Origin of the sequence: Lysinibacillus sp. JNUCC 51 (genome assembly GCF_015999525.1) — a bacterium.
Lineage (GTDB): Bacteria > Bacillota > Bacilli > Bacillales_A > Planococcaceae > Lysinibacillus > Lysinibacillus xylanilyticus.
This window is the reverse complement of sequence record NZ_CP065545.1, coordinates 1,492,118-1,514,083: the sequence shown is the minus strand read 5'-3', so window position 1 is coordinate 1,514,083 and position 21,966 is coordinate 1,492,118. Positions and strand designations below refer to the sequence as shown.

Here is a 21,966-nt window from a genome sequence, read left to right as displayed (position 1 = left end):
GTTTACAATCGAGTGCAGCTATCGAGATTTTTGAGGAAGCTATACATTATGCCTCGCTAAGATCAAAACCTCTTTTTTGGGGAATTCATGTAAAAAGGTTGTAAGAGAGGCAAGTCTTCTTTTATTATTATTAAGTATGAAAAAAGGAGAATGACGAGATGAATTTAAATTTAGAAAAAGATATATTATCGCGTCGAACTTTTGCCATTATCAGTCACCCTGATGCTGGTAAAACGACGATTACAGAAAAGCTTTTACTATTTGGTGGTGCGATTCGTGATGCCGGTACGGTAAAAGGAAAGAAATCAGGTAAGTTTGCAACATCTGACTGGATGGAAATTGAAAAGCAACGTGGGATTTCTGTAACTTCTTCAGTTATGCAATTCGATTATAACGGTTCACGTGTCAATATTTTAGATACTCCGGGTCACCAAGATTTCTCGGAGGATACGTATCGTACATTAATGGCGGTGGATAGTGCTGTCATGGTTGTAGATGCTGCCAAAGGTATCGAAGCACAAACTTTAAAGCTATTCAAAGTTTGTAAAATGCGTGGTATTCCGATTTTTACTTTTATCAACAAACTAGATCGCCAAGGGAAGGAGCCACTTGAGCTAATTGAAGAGCTTGAGGAGGTACTTGGCATTAACGCTTACCCAATGAACTGGCCTATCGGTATGGGTAAAGAGTTTCTAGGTATTTATGATCGTTATAATAAACGTATCGAGCAATTCCGTACTGAAGAAGATGAACGTTTCTTACCAATTGATGAAAATGGGGAACTTGCAGTCGAGCATCCGATGAAGGTGACTTCATATTATTCACAAGCAATGGACGACATAATGTTGCTTGATGAAGCGGGTAATGAGTATTCTGAAGAAAAAATTCGACGTGGTGAATTAACGCCTGTTTTCTTTGGTTCTGCCTTAACGAATTTTGGTGTACAAACATTCCTTGAAACATATTTACAATTTGCACCGACACCACAGCCTCGAATTACTGAGGATGAACAATTTATTGATCCAGTTGAGCATGAAGAGTTTTCTGGCTTCATTTTCAAAATTCAAGCAAACATGAATCCTGCTCACCGTGACCGTATTGCCTTTGTGCGTATCGTATCGGGTAAATTTGAACGTGGCATGAACATGACATTATCTCGTACAGGTAAATCATTCAAAGTGACACAATCTACACAATTCTTAGCGGATGATCGTGAAACAGTAGATGAGGCAGTTGCTGGTGATATTATCGGCTTATACGACACAGGTACTTATCAGATTGGTGACACTGTTGTTGGTGGTAAAAAGACATTCCAATTTGAAAAATTGCCACAGTTCACGCCAGAGTTATTTGTTCGTGTAACTGCGAAAAATGTTATGAAATCTAAACAATTCCATAAAGGGATTTTACAATTAGTGCAAGAAGGCGCTATTCAATATTATAAAACATTGCATACAGAAGAAGTTATTCTTGGAGCAGTTGGTCAATTACAATTTGAAGTTTTTGAGCATCGTATGAAAAACGAATATAATGTTGAAGTGAAGATGGAGCCAATTGGTTCGAAAATTGCAAGATGGATTGAAAACGAAGAAGATGTTAAAGAATCGATGTCTTCAGGTCGTTCAATGCTTGTAAAAGATCGTTTTGATAATCTTGTTTTCCTATTTGAAAATGAGTTTGCTATGCGCTGGTTTGCTGATAAAAACGAAAACATTAAATTGTATAGCCTTTTATAATAAAAAACACGAATCGACATGTTGCGATTCGTGTTTTTTTACAAGGAAAATTGGAGCCATATGTAGAATATATACAGTATTAGGAAATATAAGTCTGAATGAAAAGTCTCCAGGGAAGAATGTATAAATTTATAAGGTCATTACTATAAAATGGGGTTGCATTTGTTAAAACGTATACTATGTGTATAAGTTGATTGGAGTGGAGACTGGGCGACTCCTTGGGGATTAGCGTCACAGATGAGACCCTGGAGCGAAGCGAAGCGGCTCATCGGACGCCCCCAGGAAGCTCTGCTCTGCGCGAAAGCGAAGCGTCAGCGGCAAAGCGCCCAGTCGGAACGGAAATCAACCACACGTTATGATAATGACCAAATTTATAAAATATTCTCCTTTTCGGGTATCATAGAAAGGAAGAGATAGAAAAGGAGCTTGCAAAAATGAACATTAGTAATTTTTCTATTAAAAGGCCCGTCTTTACTATAGTTACGATGCTACTTGTCATTATATTAGGTGGCGTTTCATTATTAAAAATACCTATTACGCTTATACCAGAATTACGTCCACCAATAGGCATCGTTGTTACCAATTATCCTGGTGCAAGTCCAACAGAGGTTAATGAGAAAATAACAAAGCCCTTAGAAACAACACTCGCCACCTTACCAGGGATAAAAAAACTACAGTCTACCTCTCAAGAAGGATCCAATTTAATTATTCTCGAGTTTGATTGGTCAACCAATATTGAAGATGCTCAGCTCGATATTTTACAACGCATCGATATGACCCCTTTACCGAATGATGCTGAGAAACCTAGCTTTTTAAAATTTGATCCATCACAATTTCCTATAATACAACTTTCACTACGGGCGGAAAATGACAATGTAGATGTGCGTTTACTGGCGGATGCCTTGGAAAAAGAACTTCGTCGAACAGCAGGTGTCGCAAGTGTAAATATTTCCGGTAAGCTGGTAGAAGAAGTTCAAATAACTTTAGATGACTCGAAGTTAGTTGAAAAAGGACTAACACAAGCAGATATTATTCAAATTATTCAATCGAACAATGTTTCTCTTCCTGGTGAACCAGTGTTAACAGCAGATGGGAAGATGCTAACTACACGTATTTTAAGCACTTTAGGTTCACCAGAAAGCATTGCTGATTTAATCATTTCAGTAAATCCGCTAGATGGTAAAGTTTTAACAGTAGGCGAAGTTGCAACTGTTGAACGTATGGAGCAAAAATCCATAACTACAACACGAGCAAATGAGCATTCTGCGGTATTAATGTCTGTATTACAGGAATCGGGTGCTAATACGGCAGAGGTATCAAAAGCTTTTAAAGAAGCTTTAAATGAATTATTGACGAAGAAGCAATATCAAGGAATCGTTGCAGACGTACTAGTGGACCAAGGAAACTATGTGGATTTAGCGATTAGTAATATCGGATCTTCTTTACTTTTAGGTGGATTATTCGCAATGTTCATATTATTTGTCTTTCTACGTAGTGTGAAAAGCCCTATTATCATTGGTATTGCGATTCCATATTCAGTTATTGTTACATTTGTTTTAATGTTTTTTGCTAATTTCTCGCTCAATATTATGACATTAGGGGCGTTAGCACTTGGTATCGGTATGCTTGTTGATAATGCTATCGTTGTTATTGAAAACATTGAAAGACATTTAGGACTTGGTAAGGACCCGATAGTAGCAGCTAAGGAAGGGACAAAGGAAGTGGCACTTGCGATTACTGCTTCCACTCTTACAACGATTGCAGTATTCATTCCTGTTATGTTTATTGAAGGTTTAATAGGACAAATTTTCACAGAGTTTGCATTAACTATTTCCTTTAGCTTAATCGCTTCTTTAGTCGTTGCGTTAACAGTTGTTCCTATGCTTGCAAGCCGTCTTTTAAAAATAAAATCAACGAATATTTACGAAAAGCGTAATGAGTCATCCCTTTACAAGATCTACAAAACATCGATTATTTGGGTATTGCGTCATCGTATGCTTGTACTAATCTTAGCGGTTGTCTGTTTTGGACTTTCTTTGTTAGGGCTTATGAAAATGGGTACAGAGTTTTTACCGCCAACCGATGAAGGATTTGCATCCGTTAGTGTAAATCTTGAAAAAGGGGTAGCAGTGTCAGAAACAGAAAAAGTTGTTGCGAAAATTGAAAAACGTTTAAAACAAGAGAAGGATGTTGACGTATACGTAAGCTTAATCGGTGGTACACAGCAGGCACAAGCGCGAGGACAAACAAGTGCAAACCAAGCAGAGCTATATGTAAAGCTTGTTCCTTTAGCAGATAGGAATCGTTCGATTTTTGAATTTGTAGAAGAGGTTGAGCGAGATTTGCATAAAGAGCTAGGAGAGGAAGTTGAAATTAACTTCAATGTCTCAACGACAACTGGTTCGTCACCAAATACATTAACGTTTAGATTAACGGACTCTGATGAGCAAAGACTTCATAGCTCTGTTGATAAAGTGCAGCAGGAGCTATCAAAAGAACAGGTCATCACAAAGGTATCTACGGATTTAGATATCACTGTTAAAGAAGTTCAAGTAGAAGTAGACCGAGAAAAGGCGAAGGACTACGGATTTGTACCTGCTCAAATTGCTCAAACGGTCAATCAAATGACGAAGGGTCAGCTCACTACGCAAATAATGGCAGAGGATGGCGCTGTATTGCCTGTTTATACAGGCTTTGGTCAAGTATTTAATGATAGTATCGAGTCATTAAAATCGATGCAGCTTCGTTCACCTGCTGGTCTGTTTGTAAAGCTAGAGGACATTGCGACTGTTTCTGTACAGGAAGGGCCAGTATCGATACGACGTTCTGATCAGGCGGCGGCGGTTGCATTTTTTGTCGAGTATGAAACGAAGGAATCGCTAGGGGGCATTTCAGCAAAAGTGGACAAAGCATTGGAAAAAGCAGATTTACCATCTGAAACTCAAGTTGTCTTTAGTGGAGATCGTGAACTTTATGATAGTGCGATTAATGATATGCTTTTAGCCGTTGCATTAGCAATAGTGCTTGTATATATCGTAATGGCTGCACAATTTGAATCATTCAAGTATCCATTCGTTATCATGTTCACAGTACCATTAATGATTATTGGCGTTGCAATTGCAATGTTTGCTACGAACACGCTAATTGGTGTGACATCTGTTATTGGGGTCTTAGTGTTAGTTGGAATTGTTGTGAATAACGGGATTGTACTTGTAGATTACATTAATCAACAAAAAGCTAAGGGAATGGCGACGTATGATGCGATTTTACTTGCTACACAAGATCGACTTCGACCAATTTTAATGACCGCACTAACAACAATCTTAGGATTGCTTCCACTTGCTCTTGGTATTGGTGAAGGAACAGAGATGAATCAACCGATGGGAATTGTAGTAATCGGGGGACTTGTGACATCAACTTTGCTGACATTATATATTGTACCGATTATTTACAGCTTAACTTCTACTGATAGAAGTTAAAGCCTCCGGCGGATGTCACGGAATCGGAAAGGAGTTCTTTGTGCAAGCACAAAGCCGATTCCGGACGCAATTATGCCAAGGCATAATTGATTGGTTAAAGAAACTAGGAAGATGCGGTAAGTTCAGGGGGGATGAGAGATGGGGGTTCATTTTTTTACAGGTTTTCCGGGTTTTATTTCAAGCCAATTAATACGAGAGTTATTTCGAAAAAATCAATCACAGGAAGTCATCGCTATTGTATTAGCAGGTGAATTAGTAAAAGCAAATTTAGAAAGAGAAAATATTGTAGCGGAGTTTCCTAACTGTTCTATTCATATTGTAGAGGGAGATATTACATTACCGAATCTCGGTTTAGAAAATCAAGTTATACAGGAAATTGTACCTCAAATTGAGGTGCTCTGGCATTTAGCTGCAATTTATGATTTAGCAGTACCACGTGATATAGCATGGAAGGTAAATGTGCATGGTACGACTATGGTCAATGATTTTGTTCGAACACTTCCGAACTTAAGACGCTATATGTATTTTAGTACAGCATATGTAGCAGGAACACGTGAAGGTGTTTTGCGAGAAAATGAACTTATTCGTCCGCATGCATTTAAAAACTATTATGAGGAAACAAAATATGAAGCTGAGCATCGAGTAGAGGATTTGAAATCAGAAATACCACTTACAATTATTCGACCTGGCATAGTACGGGGACATTCAGAGACAGGGGAAACTATTAAATTTGATGGGCCGTATTTCTTTTTAAATATGGTGGATAAATTAAAATACCTCCCTTTTATCCCCTATATTGGCCGATCAACATCATCAATAAATGTGGTGCCAGTGGATTATATTATAAACGCCTCGACTTATCTCGTTGATGAAAAAAGTGCTGAAGGGAAAACCTTGCATCTAACTGATCCGAATCCGCATCCTGTGCAGGAAGTGTATCGTACGATGGTAAAATTATTAACTAACCATTATCCTAAGGGGCGATTTCCATTAATACTAGCAAGAATATCTTTACAAGTGCTACTTATTCGAAAATATCTAGGTGTTGAGCAAGAATCTTTAGACTACTTAACTTGGAATGCTAAGTTCGATACATCCGAAGCAGTTTCTATTTTGAAAAAAGGTAGTATTGCATGCCCTGATTTTATACAGACTATGCCTAGAATGATTGATTTTTATTTAGCTAATAAAGAAGATAAACGCTATCAAATTCAAATAAAGTGATGCTTCAATTAGTGGTACGAGCTAATAAACAAGATGTCATTATTCAAAACACAGAGATATTGTAGGTTAAAAGTGGAGTAGATAATTTTGCCACTCGTATATGATAGTGCTATAATAAGTTTTTAGAAGAAAAAACCTTCGACGTTTTGTCAAAGGGGAGTAGCTAACAGGTACGAGCGAAGTATCTGGATTCACATTCGTCAAGACGTGGTTTTTACCATCGGGTGTGATAGGCGAATAACTCTATGCTAGCGGTATTCAACTTCTTTTAGCAAATGTCCAAACATCTGTAGCTGACGCTTCGCTTGCGCTACAAAAAACATTTGTAGCTGACGCTTCGCTTTCGCTACGAAAAACATCTGTAGCTGACGCTTCGCTTTCGCTACAAAAAACATTTGCTGAAAGAAGTTATCCTCAGGACGCAATTATGCCGAGGTATAATTGGTCTACTAGTAATAGAGAGGTACTGACTAAAAAATGTCAGGTACTTATTTGCTTAGCGAGACCTTTGCCTTTTTATAGGGGCAGAGGTCTTTTCTTTTGTACTCGGATAGTAATGACTGTTTTGGGTATACAGAGTTTTAGAGGAGGCACATGAATGGAATCAATTATATTACAATACGGTTGGGTACTTATTGTACTTATAGTATTAGAAGGATTATTAGCAGCAGATAATGCAGTTGTGATGGCTGTGATGGTGAAGCACTTACCACGAGAACAACAAAAAAAGGCATTGTTTTATGGGTTATTCGGTGCATTAATTTTCCGATTCTCAGCACTCTTTGTCATTACAGTATTAGTGAATTATTGGCAAATTCAAGCGTTGGGAGCAGCTTATTTATTATTCATGTCTGCCAAAAATATATATGATTTGCGTTATAAAAAGGATTCAAACGAAGAATCTAATGATAAAGCGAAGAAAAAAGGCTCTGGTTTTTGGATGACAGTGCTTAAGGTAGAGGCAGCGGATATTGCATTTGCTATTGATTCTATGCTTGCTGCAGTTGCTATTGCAGTAACTTTACCGCATTTAGGGAACTTTGATGTAGGTGGCATCAATGGTGGACAATTTATTGTCATGTTACTTGGAGGATTTATCGGAGTTATAATGATGCGATTTGCGGCACAATGGTTTGTGAAAATATTAAATGACTATCCTTCACTTGAGACCGCTGCGTTTTTAATTGTAGGTTGGGTAGGCGTGAAGCTTGTTGTGTTGACTTTGTCACATGAGAAGGTGGGTATATTACCTGCGGAATTTCCTCATTCTACTGTGTGGGAGTTAACTTTCTGGATTGTATTAGTAGCCATCGCACTAGTAGGTTATTTAGTAGGAGTTCGTCATAAACATAAAGATCAATAATCTTTAACTTCTTTAGCAAGCAATATCCGCTGAATAAGAGGAATAGTCGTATCTATTCCTCTTTCTTTTTTTATGTATTTTTTCTATACTAATATCTATCAAGTTTGGCATCATATAAGGAAGGGGTTGTCAAAGTGCTCTGGAAAAGATCAAAAAATAGACTAGTAACACCTTTTCAGGTACTTGTCTCTTATTATTTTATAGCTATAGCGATTTCCTTCCTGTTACTACGGCTACCAGGCGTTCATCAAGAAGGTGTTAAAGTTTCATTATTAGATAGCTTGTTTACTGCAGTAAGTGCAGTTAGTGTAACAGGTTTAACAACATTCAATATATCTGAAAGCTATACAACATTCGGGCTCGTGATGGTTCTTGTTATTTTACAGCTTGGCGCAATTGGCATTATGTCACTTGGTACCTTTGTGTGGTTACTTGTTGGGAAAAAAATCGGTATGCGTGAGCGTCAATTAATTATGATCGATCATAATCAATACAATTTGTCAGGGGTTGTTCAATTAATTCGAGAAATATTGAAAATCTTAATCGGTATTGAAGTGATTGGTGCGTTTATTTTAACTTTGCATTTCACTAACTATTTCGATACTTTCCAAGAAGCCTTGATTCATGGTGTTTTTGCCTCCGTTTCAGCTACTACAAATGGTGGCTTTGATATAACAGGCATGAGTTTACTTCCGTTTCATAAAGATTACTTTGTTCAATTGATAACGATGGTATTAATTGTGCTGGGTGCGATAGGATTCCCGGTATTAATTGAAGTGAAAACCTTTTTATTAAATCGCCATGCAAATTTCCGCTTTAGTTTATTTACAAAAATAACAACCTCCACATATGCAATTTTATTTGTGGTAGGGGCAATTGTTATTTTATTGCTTGAATCATTCCATTCCTTTAAGGGAATGTCTTGGCATGAGGCTTTGTTTTCTGCAATGTTCCATTCTGTTTCAACACGATCAGCTGGACTTACGACGTATGATGTAACAACCTTTAGTGAAGCAACAGATATTTTTATGAGCTTTTTAATGTTTATTGGTTCTTCACCGAGTTCAGTTGGTGGCGGGATACGTACAACAACATTCGCCATGGCAATTCTATTCCTAATTACCTTTGCACGAGGAAGAGAGGATATTCAAGTATTCGGACGTGAAATACATTTAATTGATGTATTCCGCTCATTTGTTGTTATTTTATTGGCATTCTTTATGGTGTTAGTTGCGACAATTATTTTACTCATTACTGAGCCAAACGCTTCACTGATTCAAATAATTTTTGAAATTACATCAGCGTTCGGAACGTGTGGGATGTCTTTAGGAATCACCTCCGACCTATCGGCAGTTGGCAAAATTATCATTATGATTTTAATGTTTGTTGGCCGTGTCGGTTTAATTTCCTTCCTTTACACTTTAGGTGGTGGAGGTAGAGGCAAAAAATCTAGTTATCACTATCCTAAAGAACGAGTAATTATAGGGTAAATTACTAGGAGATTAAAAAAGAGCTAAATGAGCTCTTTTTTAATCTCCTTAATATTTTCCGGTAAAAAATGAGGAATTTAGAGATTACCTTAGTAGAAAATCTATTCATAAAAAAGTGTCTAGACTGTTTATTTGTCTAAAAAATTGGTTTTGCCACAGAATTGTCGAAAAATTTTAAATTGTTTATCCTGGTTATTGCGGTCTATTGGTAGGTAATATTTACAATATTAGGGTGTTGGTCGGTTGAGAATATCGTACTAAACTTTTTTAGGATAATTGTAATGCCTTATAGAACATCGGTTGATCGTAATAAAGATATGGTTTTTACTGACAATGTGCTAAATTAAAAATGTAATTATTTGGTTTTGTTTTGGGTAACATTAACAATTTTAGGTTTTGGTGGATGAAAAAAACGCTAGTCCTAAATTTTATTAAAGGACTAGCGTTTCTTATTATATAGAGTTGATTGTTGCAAAGTATGGTGTTTGACCATGACGGAAGTAAGTTAATAGATAGCCGTTTTTTGGTACAATTTTGCCTTTTGAGAAATTTAGGTAATCTATATGATGTGGAATAATGAGCGTATGTTTAAACAACTCTTTTTCAGATAGATTGAAGCCGGCAAATTCCTCACCTGCAATAGCAGGGTTTTCACGTAAAGCATTGTAAAGTGCTTTTTGTTGCTCCTCTGTAGGGCGCTCTTTCCACCATAATTTACGTGGCTGGAACTGCTGTGCCATTAAATAATCTAGTTGCATTAGGCTTTTAATGATAGTTAAATTAGCACCCTCTACAGTTTCTAAAAACATTAATAAACGGCGGAATAAATCCTCAAGCTGATGACCAATACGAGACCAACCTTTTGTTTCCCAATAAGTACCGAAATTTTGGAAGAAATCAAATGGTGTTTCAAACACTTCAGTTACTAAGTATTCAATCGTATTGTCCATACGGTGATCGTTCCAATATTTCTCAAGTACATCCTCTGCATGTTTAATGCGTACTATATCATCAAACGTTAAGACATTGTTTGAGAAAATCTCGTAAGGAGATAGGTCTACATACGTATAGCCGAATTTTTCAGCCTCTAGACGAAGGCCTGTACCACGCAGAAGTTTTAAGAATCCAAGCTGTAATTCTTCTGGTCGCATCGCGAAAACATCATTAAAGGTTTGACGGAAGCTAGCGTAATCTTCTTCTGGTAAACCAGCGATTAAATCTAAATGCTGATCAATCTTTCCACCTTCTTTGACCATCGTCACTGTACGCGTTAGCTTTTCAAAGTTTTGACGGCGCTGCACAAGAGTATTTGTTAAATCATTTGTTGACTGAACACCAATTTCAAAACGGAAAAGACCTTTTGGAGCGTTATCGTTTAAAAACTGGATAACCTCAGGGCGCATAATATCTGCGGTAATTTCAAATTGGAATACGACACCTGGCTTATGTTCATCGATTAAAAACTGGAACATTTCCATGGCGTAGCTACGACTTATATTAAATGTACGGTCAACAAATTTAATAGTACGTGCACCATTGTCCATTAAAAATCGAATATCTTCTTTTATTTTTTCTCGGTTAAAATATCGAACTCCTACTTCAATAGAAGATAAACAAAATTGACAGCTAAATGGACAGCCTCGACTTGTTTCAATATATTGAATTCGTTTGCTTAGATGAGGGAGGTCCTCCTCAAAACGAAATGGGCTTGGCAATTCACGTAAATCTATTTTTGGTGCTTGTGCGTGAATCCGTACTTTACCATCCTCTAAGTAGCAAATCCCTGGAACATCCTCCAATGCAATTTCACCATGTAAATAGCGTAATAACTGTTTAAAGGAAGTTTCTCCTTCACCCATAACAATGAAATCAACCTCTTCGATTCTACGTAACCAATGGTGGGCATCGTAAGAAACTTCAGGTCCTCCGAGCAAAATTTTAACATTTGGACAGACAGTTTTTAACATCTTGATGACGTGGATGGTTTCTTCAATATTCCAAATATAGCAACTAAATCCTACAATATCAGGTTTTTTTTGAAACAAATCTGATACAATATTAAAAGCAGGATCTTTAATTGTATATTCTGCAATGATGGGATTAAATTCTGGTAAAGCAGCACCTTTTAAATAACGTAGTGCTAAATTTGTGTGAATATACTTTGCGTTTAAAGTAGTTAAAATAGTATTCATGCAATAATCTTCCTTTCAATTTCTAATTGTAACAGTCAAGTAGCTGTCATACAATATAATCCTTTTTACCTATTTATTTTGTGAACAGTTCGTGAAATAATTTTAAATACTTAAATTTACTAAATTTTGTAATAATAGAATCGTGCAATCATAGATTATAGTAAAGGCTCAAAATTCGAATAAGGGGTTATTTACTCTTTTGAAAGGTTCGGTGAGAAAGTTGAAGCAAAATGATATTAATCAATGTTTTGGAAATCTTATGACAAGTACTTCGTCACCAACACTTATTCTTAATAAAGCAGGAAAAATTTTGAACGTGAATGAGGCTGCTATTAAACTTTTTAACCTCAATACAACGTATATTGGCTATTTAACTATGGACGAGCCATCTAATTTAAATTGGGCGAAATTCGTTAAACAATTAGAATGTGATTTAAGATCAGAAGAAATCTTCAATATTCAAACAGCTGGTAATGAATATGAAATGATGTCCTTCAAATGTTTTTATGATCCGAGCACAGAAGAAATTGTTGCGCAAATTTCAACATTAAATAATGACATAGCTCATGAATTATATGTTAGTCAAGAGCAGGAGAGATCACAATCTTTCAATGCTTATGATCACTTACCGTACGCTGTTATTGTAAGTGACGCTAGCGGGATAATTCTTGGGCTAAATAAGTATGCTGAAATGTTTTTAAGAATTGAAAAATCGCTGCTTCTTCATAAGGCACATCAGCACATATTCGATGCATTTACATTGAAGAAAGGTCAGATTACAACATACCTTTCTAAACTGATGGGTGAAAAGCATGCAAGTATTCATGTAGTTGATGAAACTATAGTTACTAGCCCATGCTATTATGAGATTTCGAGTATCTTTGATGAATATAACAATATTATTGTCACAGTTATTAATGATGAAACAGAAAAGAAACAACTTCAACATAAAGTTGAACATCAGCAAGCTTTAAATGTTGTCGGGCAAATGGCCGCAAGTATTGCCCATGAAATTCGTAATCCATTAACTTCTTTAAAGGGCTTTACTGAATTGTTAAAGCTAAACGCTGATGAAGAGTCACGCATGTATTTATCTGTCATTGATAGTGAACTCCAACGGATGGAACAAATTTTATCCGAGCTTTTAGTATTGTCCAAGCCAACAAGTATGAAAGTGGAATTATTAGAACTAGATCACATTGTGAAGCAAGTGATTGAGTTTATGCTTCCGGATGCACTTATGAAAAATATAATGATTCAATACATTTCTCCTCCTACACAAGTCTACATTGGTGGCAATGAGAATCGTTTAAAGCAAGTATTCATGAATCTTATTAAAAATGCGATGGAATCCATGAATAATGGTGGAACGATTACAGTAGAAATGAATGTTATTGACTGTGCGATTGTAGAATTACTGATTAAAGACGAAGGTGTCGGTATGGACAGCGCTACTCTTCAAAACTTATTCCAACCTTTTTACACGACGAAATCAACAGGGACAGGACTAGGCCTTGCTTTCGTGAAAAAGGTGATTGAAGAACATGAAGGTGTAATAGGTGTGAATAGTGAATTACAGAAGGGGACATGCTTCCACTTACAATTCCCGGTATACACATTTAATCAGATGGATACAATGGAGGTTTCCACGAAAGATTCTGCTTATTTAGTAACATAAAAAGAGTCGAAATGGTAACTTAAACCACCATGAAAGGCTTTAAATAACATCTTGCTTTTGACAATGCTTTTCTAATATCGCTATAATTGCATGTATAAAAAGCGAATTGAGAGGAAAAGGATATGACGTCAGAAGATATAAAGCAATCTTTAAAATTATATATTGTATTATCACGTGCACATAAAGCGATTAATGAGACGACCCATCAATTTTTTCAAGAGAATGGATTAAACCCTACTGAATTTGCTGTATTAGAACTTCTTTATCATAAAGGAAGACAGCCATTACAGCAAATTGGCAATAAAATTTTGCTAGCTAGTGGGTCTATTACGTATGTCATTGACAAACTTGAAAAAAGAGGGTATTTATTGCGTGTCTCTTGCCCATCAGATCGCCGTGTTACCTATGCAGAAATTACGGACAAAGGTGAAGCATTTATGGGAGAACTATTTCCAAAACATGAACAGCATTTACATGAACTGATGAGTGTGTTATCTGTTGAAGAAAAAGACCAAGCAATCACTTTATTAAAAAAATTAGGCTTGTCTATAAAAGATTTGTCTTATTAAAAAGAGTTGTCTCAATGAGTTTGAGGCAACTTTTTTTATGGGATGCAAGGACAAGGTGATTCTTATTGTAAGAACCATCTTTTTCATCAATTGTACTCCTAATTCTAGAACGCCCCCTTAAATCATTATCGTCATAGATAGGGCAGGAGAGAGCAAAGTCGAAGGACTAAGTATCCTGTCCTGTGTTAACGGCCTTGTGACCGCTCCTAGACGCTCATCGGACAATTTCCCAGCCATAAAGGAAATCAACCTCACATAATGATATAAACCCTATTTAACTTCTTTCAGCGGGTCTCCAAACATCTGCTGCTGACGCTACGCTTTCGCGCAAAAAACAGCCGCAAATAATAGATGAACACAGTCTGAAAACGCCACATCTTGTGGCATTACTAAGATGACTGATATTGTGTCAGTCATCACGAAGGCCTAAGTAAAAAGCTCGACTACTTACGTCTTGTATAACTGTGCGACAGCTACAATAATACCGAGACATAATTGGTAATAAAAAAAGACTATAGAGCAAACAAGTTTGTCTACAGTCTTTTATGAATAATTATTTTTTTGAAATAGTTGCTGCCATTTTAAGCATTGCATCTGTTAAATCTAATTCGTCGTTATCGTGAATTGTTAGTTTTGTAATTAAACCGTCTTTTTCAAAAACAACGCCGATTACTTTTTCTTTATCTTCAACAAAATGTACAACATAACCTTCAATGTTTTTAACATCTTTGAATACAGCTAGTTCTTCAGAAGATAGAGATGAAGTGTCACCAACAGCATTCATATAATCTTGCATAGATGTTTTTACTTTATCATAGCTTGATTGTGATGCATCAATAGTTTCGATACGCATAAATACTTCAGCGTTGTCATTAGAAACTAGCATGTCTTTACCTGGTTCTTCTTGAGAAAGTGTAAATCCAGGAAGTTGTTGCACTTTATAGTCTTGATCAGCACTTTTAGATTCTGTTGCTTTTTCAGTTTTGTCTACACCTTTTTGTACATATTTAACTTCTTGTTCTTTTTTAGTTTCAGTGTCTGTATTGTCTTTATTTGTTTCATTTGATGTAGGCGTTTCTTGCGCATCATCTACTTTATTATCCTTAGATGATGGTTGCTGCTGCTGTTCAGTCGATGTATTTGATGGCTCATTTTTTTGAGCATCAGAATCCTCTGTTTTATCAGAAGTATTACATCCTACGACTAAAACTGCTGTTAGTAATAATGCGGGTACAGAAAATAATTTTTTTTGCATGAAAAGCCCTCCCTTTCTTAATAAAACGTTGGAAAAGATAAAATGTTTCCAATTTTTAATGCTATCATTTTAAAGGTAACACTAAAAATAATAGTAGTACAAAAACTACATGGGTTACAATAACAAGTGGCATACTTTTACGCCATTCATATAACAAGCCCCAAATAATGCCGGTTAAAAGTGCAGCGATCATACCAAGCATAAAGCCGCTTAGTGCTATGGAGATTGCGCATAAAATCGCAGTTACAATAACTGCAAAAGTAGGACGCATAAAGCGCTTCAGCTGTTGTTGAACATAGCCACGCCAAAAGATCTCTTCGCCAATTGCAACAATGAATACGAGTAAAATATAGTGCCAAATATTTTGTGGTCCATAATTCGCTAAAAATTTGTGTACTGATTGTACTAATGAATCATTAATGTATGGTGCAAGCCAATAGCCAAAGCGTACAATACCGTATGTTATTGTACCGTATCCAATACCGAAAAGTAAAAATTTCCAGGTAGGTAACTGATCTTCAATTTTACCAGCCAAAATTGAAATGGCAATACATACAAGTAAAGTAAATGCATATAGGTACCAAAATACAGCTTGGTTAGCAAAGGTAAAAGCAAGCATGCCATAAACGAATAATAAAGAAAGGAGCAATATTATTGTTTGTTTCGAATTTGTTAGCATTATTCGACCTCCATGCTTTTAATTTTATCAAAAAAAAAGTCCCTTATCATCTATAAAGACAAATAGGGACTATTCAGACTATTAAGCCTCGTTTGTATATAAAATTTTGTAACGTTTATGGTTGACGACCGTTTTTTCTTCAATTTCTAGGGAATCAAAATTCTCCATATATGTTAAATCAACGATCACCGAATTTTCATTTACTTTTTCTACTATACCTTGTAAGCCATCTTTAAACTCGATAATATTTCCAACTTCAGCTATTTTCACAGACAGTCAGCTCCTTCATCGACTAATAATATACAGTTTGCATGAAAAAATGGAAAACGTAAAGCCCTTTTTGAATAATTCATAATTTATTACACAAAATACTAAGAAGTGAGGAATAAAAAATGGAAAAATACGAAAATATGCTTAAACAATTACAAAATGGGGAAGTAAAAAGTATAGAGATAGAGAAGGAACAATTTTATGAGTTTCGAGAAGTGCTTGTAAAACATCCTTTATTTAAACATTTTAGAGGTGAGGCCAAACAAAATGGACGCGTAATCTATACTTATCAAGAAGTTGCAAGAAGCTGATTTGTCGAACATTGTCGTAAGTTAATGCTGTAAGAAATGAAATATAAATGTATAATAATGGTATGATTATTTGTGTGTGGAGGGTTGTATGAATGGTCAATCTACTCTTGAAACAAATGGAGCAAACTCGTGAGATGATGATTCGCTCTGGTGTAGAGAACGGATTACAAAATGCAAAAACCATTCAACTGAGTCGCAGATTAGATCAGTTAATGAATACTTATTATAGACAGACAGCATTTGAAGAAGATGAAGATCAAGAAGATTGAAAGAATGTTCCAGTATTCAATGTAAAACTTTTTAAATAAAATGTTTAAAAAGCATTTGTTGGGGAATACTTATTATGAACACAGCAACATTCTCATTTCCCCCTTTAGAGCAGTGATACCCCATCACCTGCTCTCTTTTTTTATCTTTATTAAGTTTAAATTGATTTACTCGTATATATGCAGCACATAAGGCTTTTAGTACAAGTTAATAAGAAGAGTTTGAATTATCGCACTTACTCAACTACACTGAAAGATAAAATAGGTGCTATTGGTTAATATTAATGAATCGATAGCCTTGATACAAAGGAGTATGTACATATGGGAAAAGAGAGTATTGCATTTATCGGCACTGGCGTTATGGGTGCAAGCATTATAAAGCATTTATTAAAAAATGGCCATGAGGTAACAGTTTATACACGCACACAGGAGAAAGCGGAGCAACTTTTGGCGTTAGGTGCAACTTGGGCAAGTACGCCAGCAGAAGCATTTAAAAATAAGGGAATTGCATTTACAATGGTTGGATACCCTGCAGATGTAGAGGAAGTTTATTTTGGAGATAACGGTTTATTTCAAACAGCTGAATCCGGCAATATTGTCATTGATATGACTACTTCCGAGCCAACATTGGCAAAGAAAATTTTTGAGCATGCCCAAAAGCTTGGAGTAGAAGCGCTAGATGCACCTGTTTCTGGGGGAGATATCGGTGCCCAAAATGGGACATTATCAATTATGGTTGGAGGTAGCCAAGCTACATTTAATAAAGTTTTATCAGTCATGGAACATTTTGGTGAAAATATTGTTTATCAAGGTGAAGCTGGTGCAGGACAGCATGCTAAAATGTGTAATCAGATAGTTATTGCTTCAGGAATGATTGGGGTGTGTGAGTCACTTGCATACGGATTAAAGGCTGGACTTGATTTACCAACAGTATTACAATCCATTTCGTCTGGTGCAGCAGGCTCTTGGTCGTTAAGTAACTTAGCGCCCCGTATGATCAAAGAAGATTTCGCACCAGGTTTTTATATAAAGCATTTTGTAAAAGATATGAAAATTGCATTAGACGAATCTAAAAAAATGGGGATTACATTACCAGGTCTAGCACTTGCTTATGATATGTATGATAAGCTAATAGAAGAGGGCTACGGTGAAAACGGTACACAAGCACTTTTAAAGGCTTATCAATAAAATTTCTATTTAATTGTGAGATTTCATAATAGAAAAACTCTGACTAAGAAAACCAAAGAATTTTAATTTTAGACAACCCGAAGCATCATCTTTTCGAAGGATGATACTTCGGGTTTTCATATATATAGCAGCTCACTAACACACAGAAAATAGCATGCTTGTTGATTAGAAAAATAAAGGCTCATTATTAGCTGATATGTTGATATTTGCTAGCGTAAACCCTAACTGATTGTAGCGGAAGGTTACTCGAGTGCTCCTGTCGCTTCGCTTTTGTCGCAGAGAAAAGCTTCCCCCGGGAAAAGCGAGACATACGAGACCCAATACGAAGCGGGTCGACGCTCGCCCACAGGAAAGTGTGTAGCGGAAATCAGTCTTTTCTAATTAATTCAAGTGGATGAAATATTTAATCAAAACACTTGAGAAAAACTACGGAAGCATTACTCTTTATTGAAAAGTTTTGCGTCTAAAGAAAAACTAGATGCCCCTGCAAGTGCAAAGTATAAAGCGTTTGCAGCTAAAGCTAAATCTAATTCATATCCAGCTAAGCCGTTTTCGCCGATAAAACCAACACTAAGCTTCGCCGTAAAAATGGCAACAATCATTGTCACTGTCAATAATGCGCCAATAAGTCTTGTGCCTAAGCCTAGAATAATTGCAATTCCACCGACTAGTTCTATAATGGCAACAATATAAGCCATAAAGCCTGGAATACCAATGGCATCAAAATAATCAGCTGTAAAGCCAATACCACCTTGGAATTTTTGATATCCGTGAGCTGCAAAGATAAAGCCAAGCACTACACGTAAAATAGTTGAACCAATATTTTGCATAGTTTAATAAACTCCTTTTGTTTTTTACTTACATTTCGTAACTTAGTTTATTTTTAAAAACAACTTTTGTCAAGTAACTAAATTTTATTTTTGGAACTAATTCTTGAAAAAATGATATACTGTTATATAAGAACGAAGTACTTAGGAGGCAGGTAAATTGGATCCAAAAAAAATTTGTCCACGATTTGAAAAGGCGCTAAAAATATTAAATCATAGTTGGAACACCCTGCTTATATATCAGTTATTAGAAGGTCCTCAACGATACTCAACAATTAAAAATCAGGTGGGTATTAGCAGTCGCGTATTAACGGAGAGATTAAAAGAATTAGAGATTGAGAACATTGTGAAACGCACTGTTATTCCATCGACACCAGTAGTGATTGAATATGAGCTAACAGAAAAAGGACAAGCACTTGCGCCAATCCTAAAAGCCATTGAACAATGGTCTTCTATGTGGGTGAATATAGAAGAATAATAAAAAAGATATCCAAGCGAGGGGGCTTGGATATCTTTTTTATTGTAAATAGTGTTAATTTTCTTTAAATAAAAGGTATTTTTTATTACATGAGGGAATTTATTTAATATTATAGAGAATGGGAAGGAGGGTTTTATGAAGAGGAATTCAGTAATAGACGGACAGCATCGAAGTCAACTAGCTCTTTATTTATCACTGCCAATTTTATCATGGGCATTTTATGATTTTGCGAATACAATATTTTCTTCAAATATTAATACTATATTTTTCCCGTTTTATATGGACGAAGTTTTAGGGACGAATGAGGTAATGCAGCAGGTTGCAAGCACGTTTATTTCCTATGCGAATGCCATTGCTAGCTTCTTCCTTGTCGTTTTTTCGCCACTCTTTGGTGTATGGATTGATAATACAGGCTATAAAAAGAGATTTATAGTGTGGTTTGCATCTATCTCCATCTTCTTCACCTTTATGATGGGGGTTTTTGCGAATTTACAAACGTCAACAAATTATTCAGGTGTGCCACTTAGTTTATTTTTAGTTGTTGTTAGTTTTATCGTCGCAAAATTTTTCTTTAATTCAAGTCTAGTGTTCTATGATTCAATGATGAGTGATTTAGGGACAAAAGAAGAAATGCCCCTTATTTCTGGCTTTGGGGTAGCGATTGGTTATCTTGGTACAATTCTTGGACTACTTGTTTATTTGTATGTAGGAAACAGTGGATTCCATCGAGCATTTATTCCAACTGCAATTTTATATTTGTTATTTTCTTTGCCCTTATTTTTTATTAATAAAGATACACCAATTCCAAGGTCTCGGCGCAAGCCTGTTAAATTTCTAGATGGCTATAAGGAAATTGTTCAAACCTTTAAAGACATGAAGCAATATAAAACTATTTTCACCTTTATGATTGCTTATTTCTTTTTAAATGATGCCATTGCAACAACCATTGCAATGATGGCCGTATATGCAACAACGATTGTCGGCTTTACATCGGGGCAATTTATCCTGCTTTATTTAGTGTCTACCGTTTCAACGATTATTGGCTCTTTTGCATTTGGTTATATTACAAAAGCAATTGGAGCTAAACGTGCGATTACCATGGTGGCGCTATTAATGATTGTTGCTTTAACATTTGCCGTCTTTGCGACAGAGCAATGGATGTTCTGGATTGCAGGTAGTATGTTTGGCGTATCACTAGGATCCATGTGGGTAACATCGAGAACATATATTATTGAATTGTCTCCAGAAGAAAAACGGGGTCAATTTTTTGGCCTATTTGCATTTTCGGGTAAAGTGTCCTCAATTATTGGGCCAGCAGTCTACGGAACGGTCACATTGTGGATGAAAGATTACGGAACGCTAGCAAGTCGTGTTGCTTTATCTACATTAATTGTGATGACGATTATTGGCCTATTAGTGCATCTAAAAGTTAATAGCTCAAAAGTTAGAAATGGCATTTGAAAAAACGTATGCCACTCTTGTAGGGGAATGAAGGCTAACGATCACATCCTGTGATAACGCCTTAGTGACCAACATCGTGCTCTTGCCGCTGCCGCTGCCGCTTCGCTTTCGCGTAAAAAACATCTGTTGGCCGAAGCTGCTCATCGGACGCCCCCGGGAAGCGCCTAGTCGGAACGGAAATCAACAACACGTTATGATATAGCTATTTTCATGATAAATTTGGAAAAAGCAAGTAGGAGAAATGTATTGCCTATGATACAATTGAATTATAAATATAAGTTGAAGAGAAAGGAGCGGGGTAGCTTATGGAACATAAAGGTATATTATTAGAAAGTGGCACAAATGAGCTAGAAATTGTTGAATTTGAAGTAGCGAACAATAAATTTGGTATTAACGTTATTAAAGTAAAGGAAATTATTCAACCGATTCCAGTAACATTTATTCCACACGCGCACCCGCATGTAGAAGGGATTATTCAATTACGAGGTGAGGTTTTACCAGTAGTTGATATGCTCCGAGTATTAGGTATTCAAAATGCAGAGCGTAGTCCTCAACAAAAATATATTGTAGCTGAGTTTAATAAACAGCGCGTAGTATTCCATGTAGATAATGTAACGCAGATCCACCGTATTTCATGGAATCAAATCGAGAAACCTTCTGATATGTATCAAGGGGGAACATCACAAGTAATAGGTGTTATTAAGCAAAATGAACAGATGATTTTATTGCTCGATTTCGAAAGAATTATGGTGGATATAAATCCGGATTCGGGTATTAGTGTAGAATCCGTTAAAAAGCTCGGTAAACGTGATCGCTCTGAAAAACGAATTTTAATTGCTGAAGATTCACCATTACTACGTAAGCTTTTATTCGATACTATGAAAGAAGCAGGTTATGAGAATGTTGAATTCTTTGAAAACGGCCGTGATGCTTATGAATACCTCGAAACTATCATCAAAGGTGGTAGCGAAGTAGCCGAGCATATTCAATTAGTGGTGACGGACATTGAAATGCCACAAATGGATGGGCATCATTTAACACGTAAAATAAAGGAGCACCCAGACCTCCAAAAGCTTCCTGTCATTATTTTCTCAAGCTTAATTACGGATGATCTTCGCCATAAAGGTGACCAAGTAGGTGCAGAGGATCAAATTAGTAAGCCTGAAATTGCGGAGCTTATTTTACGAATAGACCAACTTATCTTATAAAAATTAGTTTTATCAGGGTTGAACAATAGAGATATAGTTGGAAAAGGTACTTCACAATATTAATAATGGGTATCCTGAAATATTAATAGTTTAAAGATAGTCGGATGCCTCTTTTAGGCTCCGGCTTTTTTGTATAGATAAATGATGCTAGGAACAAAATAATAAGGGCCAATTTGTTGGGGGATGTATTCAACTTTGACTTGAAAGTGAGTATTCTAACACTAACTTCCTAAAAAATGGGAAGCGCTAAGAGCCCCCAAGTTTGTAAGACAAAAAAATCAATAAATACTAT

At 36.1% G+C, this 21,966-nt stretch carries 19 protein-coding genes; 13 read left to right on the top strand and 6 right to left on the bottom strand.

Going from position 1 to position 21,966, the window contains the following annotated elements; translation table 11 throughout:
• The first annotated feature begins 158 nt into the window (after positions 1–158).
• The 3 genes from JNUCC51_RS07600 (at position 159) to JNUCC51_RS07590 (ending at position 6,439) form a co-directional block, all read left to right on the top strand.
• A complete protein-coding gene (locus tag JNUCC51_RS07600) occupies positions 159–1,736 on the top strand; it encodes a peptide chain release factor 3 (protein ID WP_337991486.1) in 1,578 nt (525 codons plus the stop codon).
• A 434-nt stretch (positions 1,737–2,170) separates the two neighbouring features.
• Positions 2,171–5,215, top strand: coding sequence for an efflux RND transporter permease subunit (locus JNUCC51_RS07595; RefSeq protein WP_337991485.1), 3,045 nt, complete (start codon positions 2,171–2,173; stop codon positions 5,213–5,215).
• A gap of 138 nt (positions 5,216–5,353) precedes the next feature.
• A complete protein-coding gene (locus JNUCC51_RS07590; protein ID WP_337991484.1) occupies positions 5,354–6,439 on the top strand; it encodes an SDR family oxidoreductase in 1,086 nt (361 codons plus the stop codon).
• A gap of 248 nt (positions 6,440–6,687) precedes the next feature.
• Here JNUCC51_RS07590 and JNUCC51_RS07585 read toward each other — a convergent pair whose 3' ends face one another.
• On the bottom strand, positions 6,688–6,834 hold the full coding sequence (locus JNUCC51_RS07585; protein WP_337991483.1) for a hypothetical protein: 147 nt from the start codon (positions 6,832–6,834) through the stop codon (positions 6,688–6,690).
• A 203-nt stretch (positions 6,835–7,037) separates the two neighbouring features.
• Here JNUCC51_RS07585 and JNUCC51_RS07580 point away from each other — a divergent pair, with 203 nt between their 5' ends.
• On the top strand, positions 7,038–7,802 hold the full coding sequence (locus JNUCC51_RS07580) for a TerC family protein (protein WP_337991482.1): 765 nt from the start codon (positions 7,038–7,040) through the stop codon (positions 7,800–7,802).
• 134 nt (positions 7,803–7,936) lie between these two features.
• Positions 7,937–9,292: a TrkH family potassium uptake protein gene (locus JNUCC51_RS07575; protein WP_337991481.1), complete on the top strand. Its 1,356-nt coding sequence runs from the start codon at positions 7,937–7,939 to the stop codon at positions 9,290–9,292.
• A 452-nt stretch (positions 9,293–9,744) separates the two neighbouring features.
• Here the strand turns inward: JNUCC51_RS07575 and JNUCC51_RS07570 are convergent, their stop codons facing one another.
• Positions 9,745–11,484: a B12-binding domain-containing radical SAM protein gene (locus tag JNUCC51_RS07570; protein WP_337991480.1), complete on the bottom strand. Its 1,740-nt coding sequence runs from the start codon at positions 11,482–11,484 to the stop codon at positions 9,745–9,747.
• A 199-nt stretch (positions 11,485–11,683) separates the two neighbouring features.
• Between JNUCC51_RS07570 and JNUCC51_RS07565 the strand changes: the two genes are divergently transcribed.
• Positions 11,684–13,162: a PAS domain-containing sensor histidine kinase gene (locus tag JNUCC51_RS07565; protein ID WP_337991479.1), complete on the top strand. Its 1,479-nt coding sequence runs from the start codon at positions 11,684–11,686 to the stop codon at positions 13,160–13,162.
• Positions 13,163–13,284: 122 nt separating this feature from the next.
• The gene (locus JNUCC51_RS07560) at positions 13,285–13,731 is read left to right on the top strand and encodes a MarR family winged helix-turn-helix transcriptional regulator (protein ID WP_100544210.1); all 447 of its coding nucleotides are present in this window, start codon (positions 13,285–13,287) and stop codon (positions 13,729–13,731) included.
• 553 nt (positions 13,732–14,284) lie between these two features.
• Here JNUCC51_RS07560 and JNUCC51_RS07555 read toward each other — a convergent pair.
• The 3 genes from JNUCC51_RS07555 to JNUCC51_RS07545 form a co-directional block, all read right to left on the bottom strand.
• Complete coding sequence (locus JNUCC51_RS07555) at positions 14,285–14,986, bottom strand: hypothetical protein (RefSeq protein WP_337991478.1); 702 nt, start codon at positions 14,984–14,986, stop codon at positions 14,285–14,287.
• A 64-nt stretch (positions 14,987–15,050) separates the two neighbouring features.
• On the bottom strand, positions 15,051–15,665 hold the full coding sequence (locus tag JNUCC51_RS07550) for a CPBP family intramembrane glutamic endopeptidase (RefSeq protein ID WP_337991477.1): 615 nt from the start codon (positions 15,663–15,665) through the stop codon (positions 15,051–15,053).
• Positions 15,666–15,746: 81 nt separating this feature from the next.
• Positions 15,747–15,935 (bottom strand): YkvS family protein, encoded by a 189-nt coding sequence (locus tag JNUCC51_RS07545; RefSeq protein WP_053483503.1) that lies wholly within the window; start codon positions 15,933–15,935, stop codon positions 15,747–15,749.
• A gap of 122 nt (positions 15,936–16,057) precedes the next feature.
• Here JNUCC51_RS07545 and JNUCC51_RS07540 point away from each other — a divergent pair, with 122 nt between their 5' ends.
• The 3 genes from JNUCC51_RS07540 (at position 16,058) to JNUCC51_RS07530 (ending at position 17,700) form a co-directional block, all read left to right on the top strand.
• On the top strand, positions 16,058–16,246 hold the full coding sequence (locus tag JNUCC51_RS07540; RefSeq protein ID WP_337991476.1) for a protein YkzS: 189 nt from the start codon (positions 16,058–16,060) through the stop codon (positions 16,244–16,246).
• Between the two features lie 92 nt (positions 16,247–16,338).
• Positions 16,339–16,515 carry an aspartyl-phosphate phosphatase Spo0E family protein gene (locus JNUCC51_RS07535; RefSeq protein WP_337991475.1) on the top strand — a complete coding sequence of 59 codons (177 nt, stop codon included), beginning with the start codon at positions 16,339–16,341 and terminating at the stop codon, positions 16,513–16,515.
• Positions 16,516–16,833: 318 nt separating this feature from the next.
• Positions 16,834–17,700, top strand: a complete 867-nt coding sequence (locus JNUCC51_RS07530; RefSeq protein WP_337991474.1) for an NAD(P)-dependent oxidoreductase — start codon at positions 16,834–16,836, stop codon at positions 17,698–17,700.
• A gap of 437 nt (positions 17,701–18,137) precedes the next feature.
• Here JNUCC51_RS07530 and JNUCC51_RS07525 read toward each other — a convergent pair whose 3' ends face one another.
• Positions 18,138–18,530 (bottom strand): DoxX family protein, encoded by a 393-nt coding sequence (locus tag JNUCC51_RS07525; protein WP_337991473.1) that lies wholly within the window; start codon positions 18,528–18,530, stop codon positions 18,138–18,140.
• Positions 18,531–18,687: 157 nt separating this feature from the next.
• Here JNUCC51_RS07525 and JNUCC51_RS07520 point away from each other — a divergent pair, with 157 nt between their 5' ends.
• The 3 genes from JNUCC51_RS07520 to JNUCC51_RS07510 all read left to right on the top strand — a co-directional run bounded on the left by JNUCC51_RS07520 (position 18,688) and on the right by JNUCC51_RS07510 (position 21,674).
• Positions 18,688–19,005, top strand: coding sequence for a winged helix-turn-helix transcriptional regulator (locus JNUCC51_RS07520; protein ID WP_337991472.1), 318 nt, complete (start codon positions 18,688–18,690; stop codon positions 19,003–19,005).
• A gap of 135 nt (positions 19,006–19,140) precedes the next feature.
• On the top strand, positions 19,141–20,466 hold the full coding sequence (locus JNUCC51_RS07515) for an MFS transporter (RefSeq protein ID WP_337991471.1): 1,326 nt from the start codon (positions 19,141–19,143) through the stop codon (positions 20,464–20,466).
• Positions 20,467–20,771: 305 nt separating this feature from the next.
• Positions 20,772–21,674, top strand: coding sequence for a chemotaxis protein (locus JNUCC51_RS07510; RefSeq protein ID WP_049668231.1), 903 nt, complete (start codon positions 20,772–20,774; stop codon positions 21,672–21,674).
• Positions 21,675–21,966: the final 292 nt, after the last annotated feature.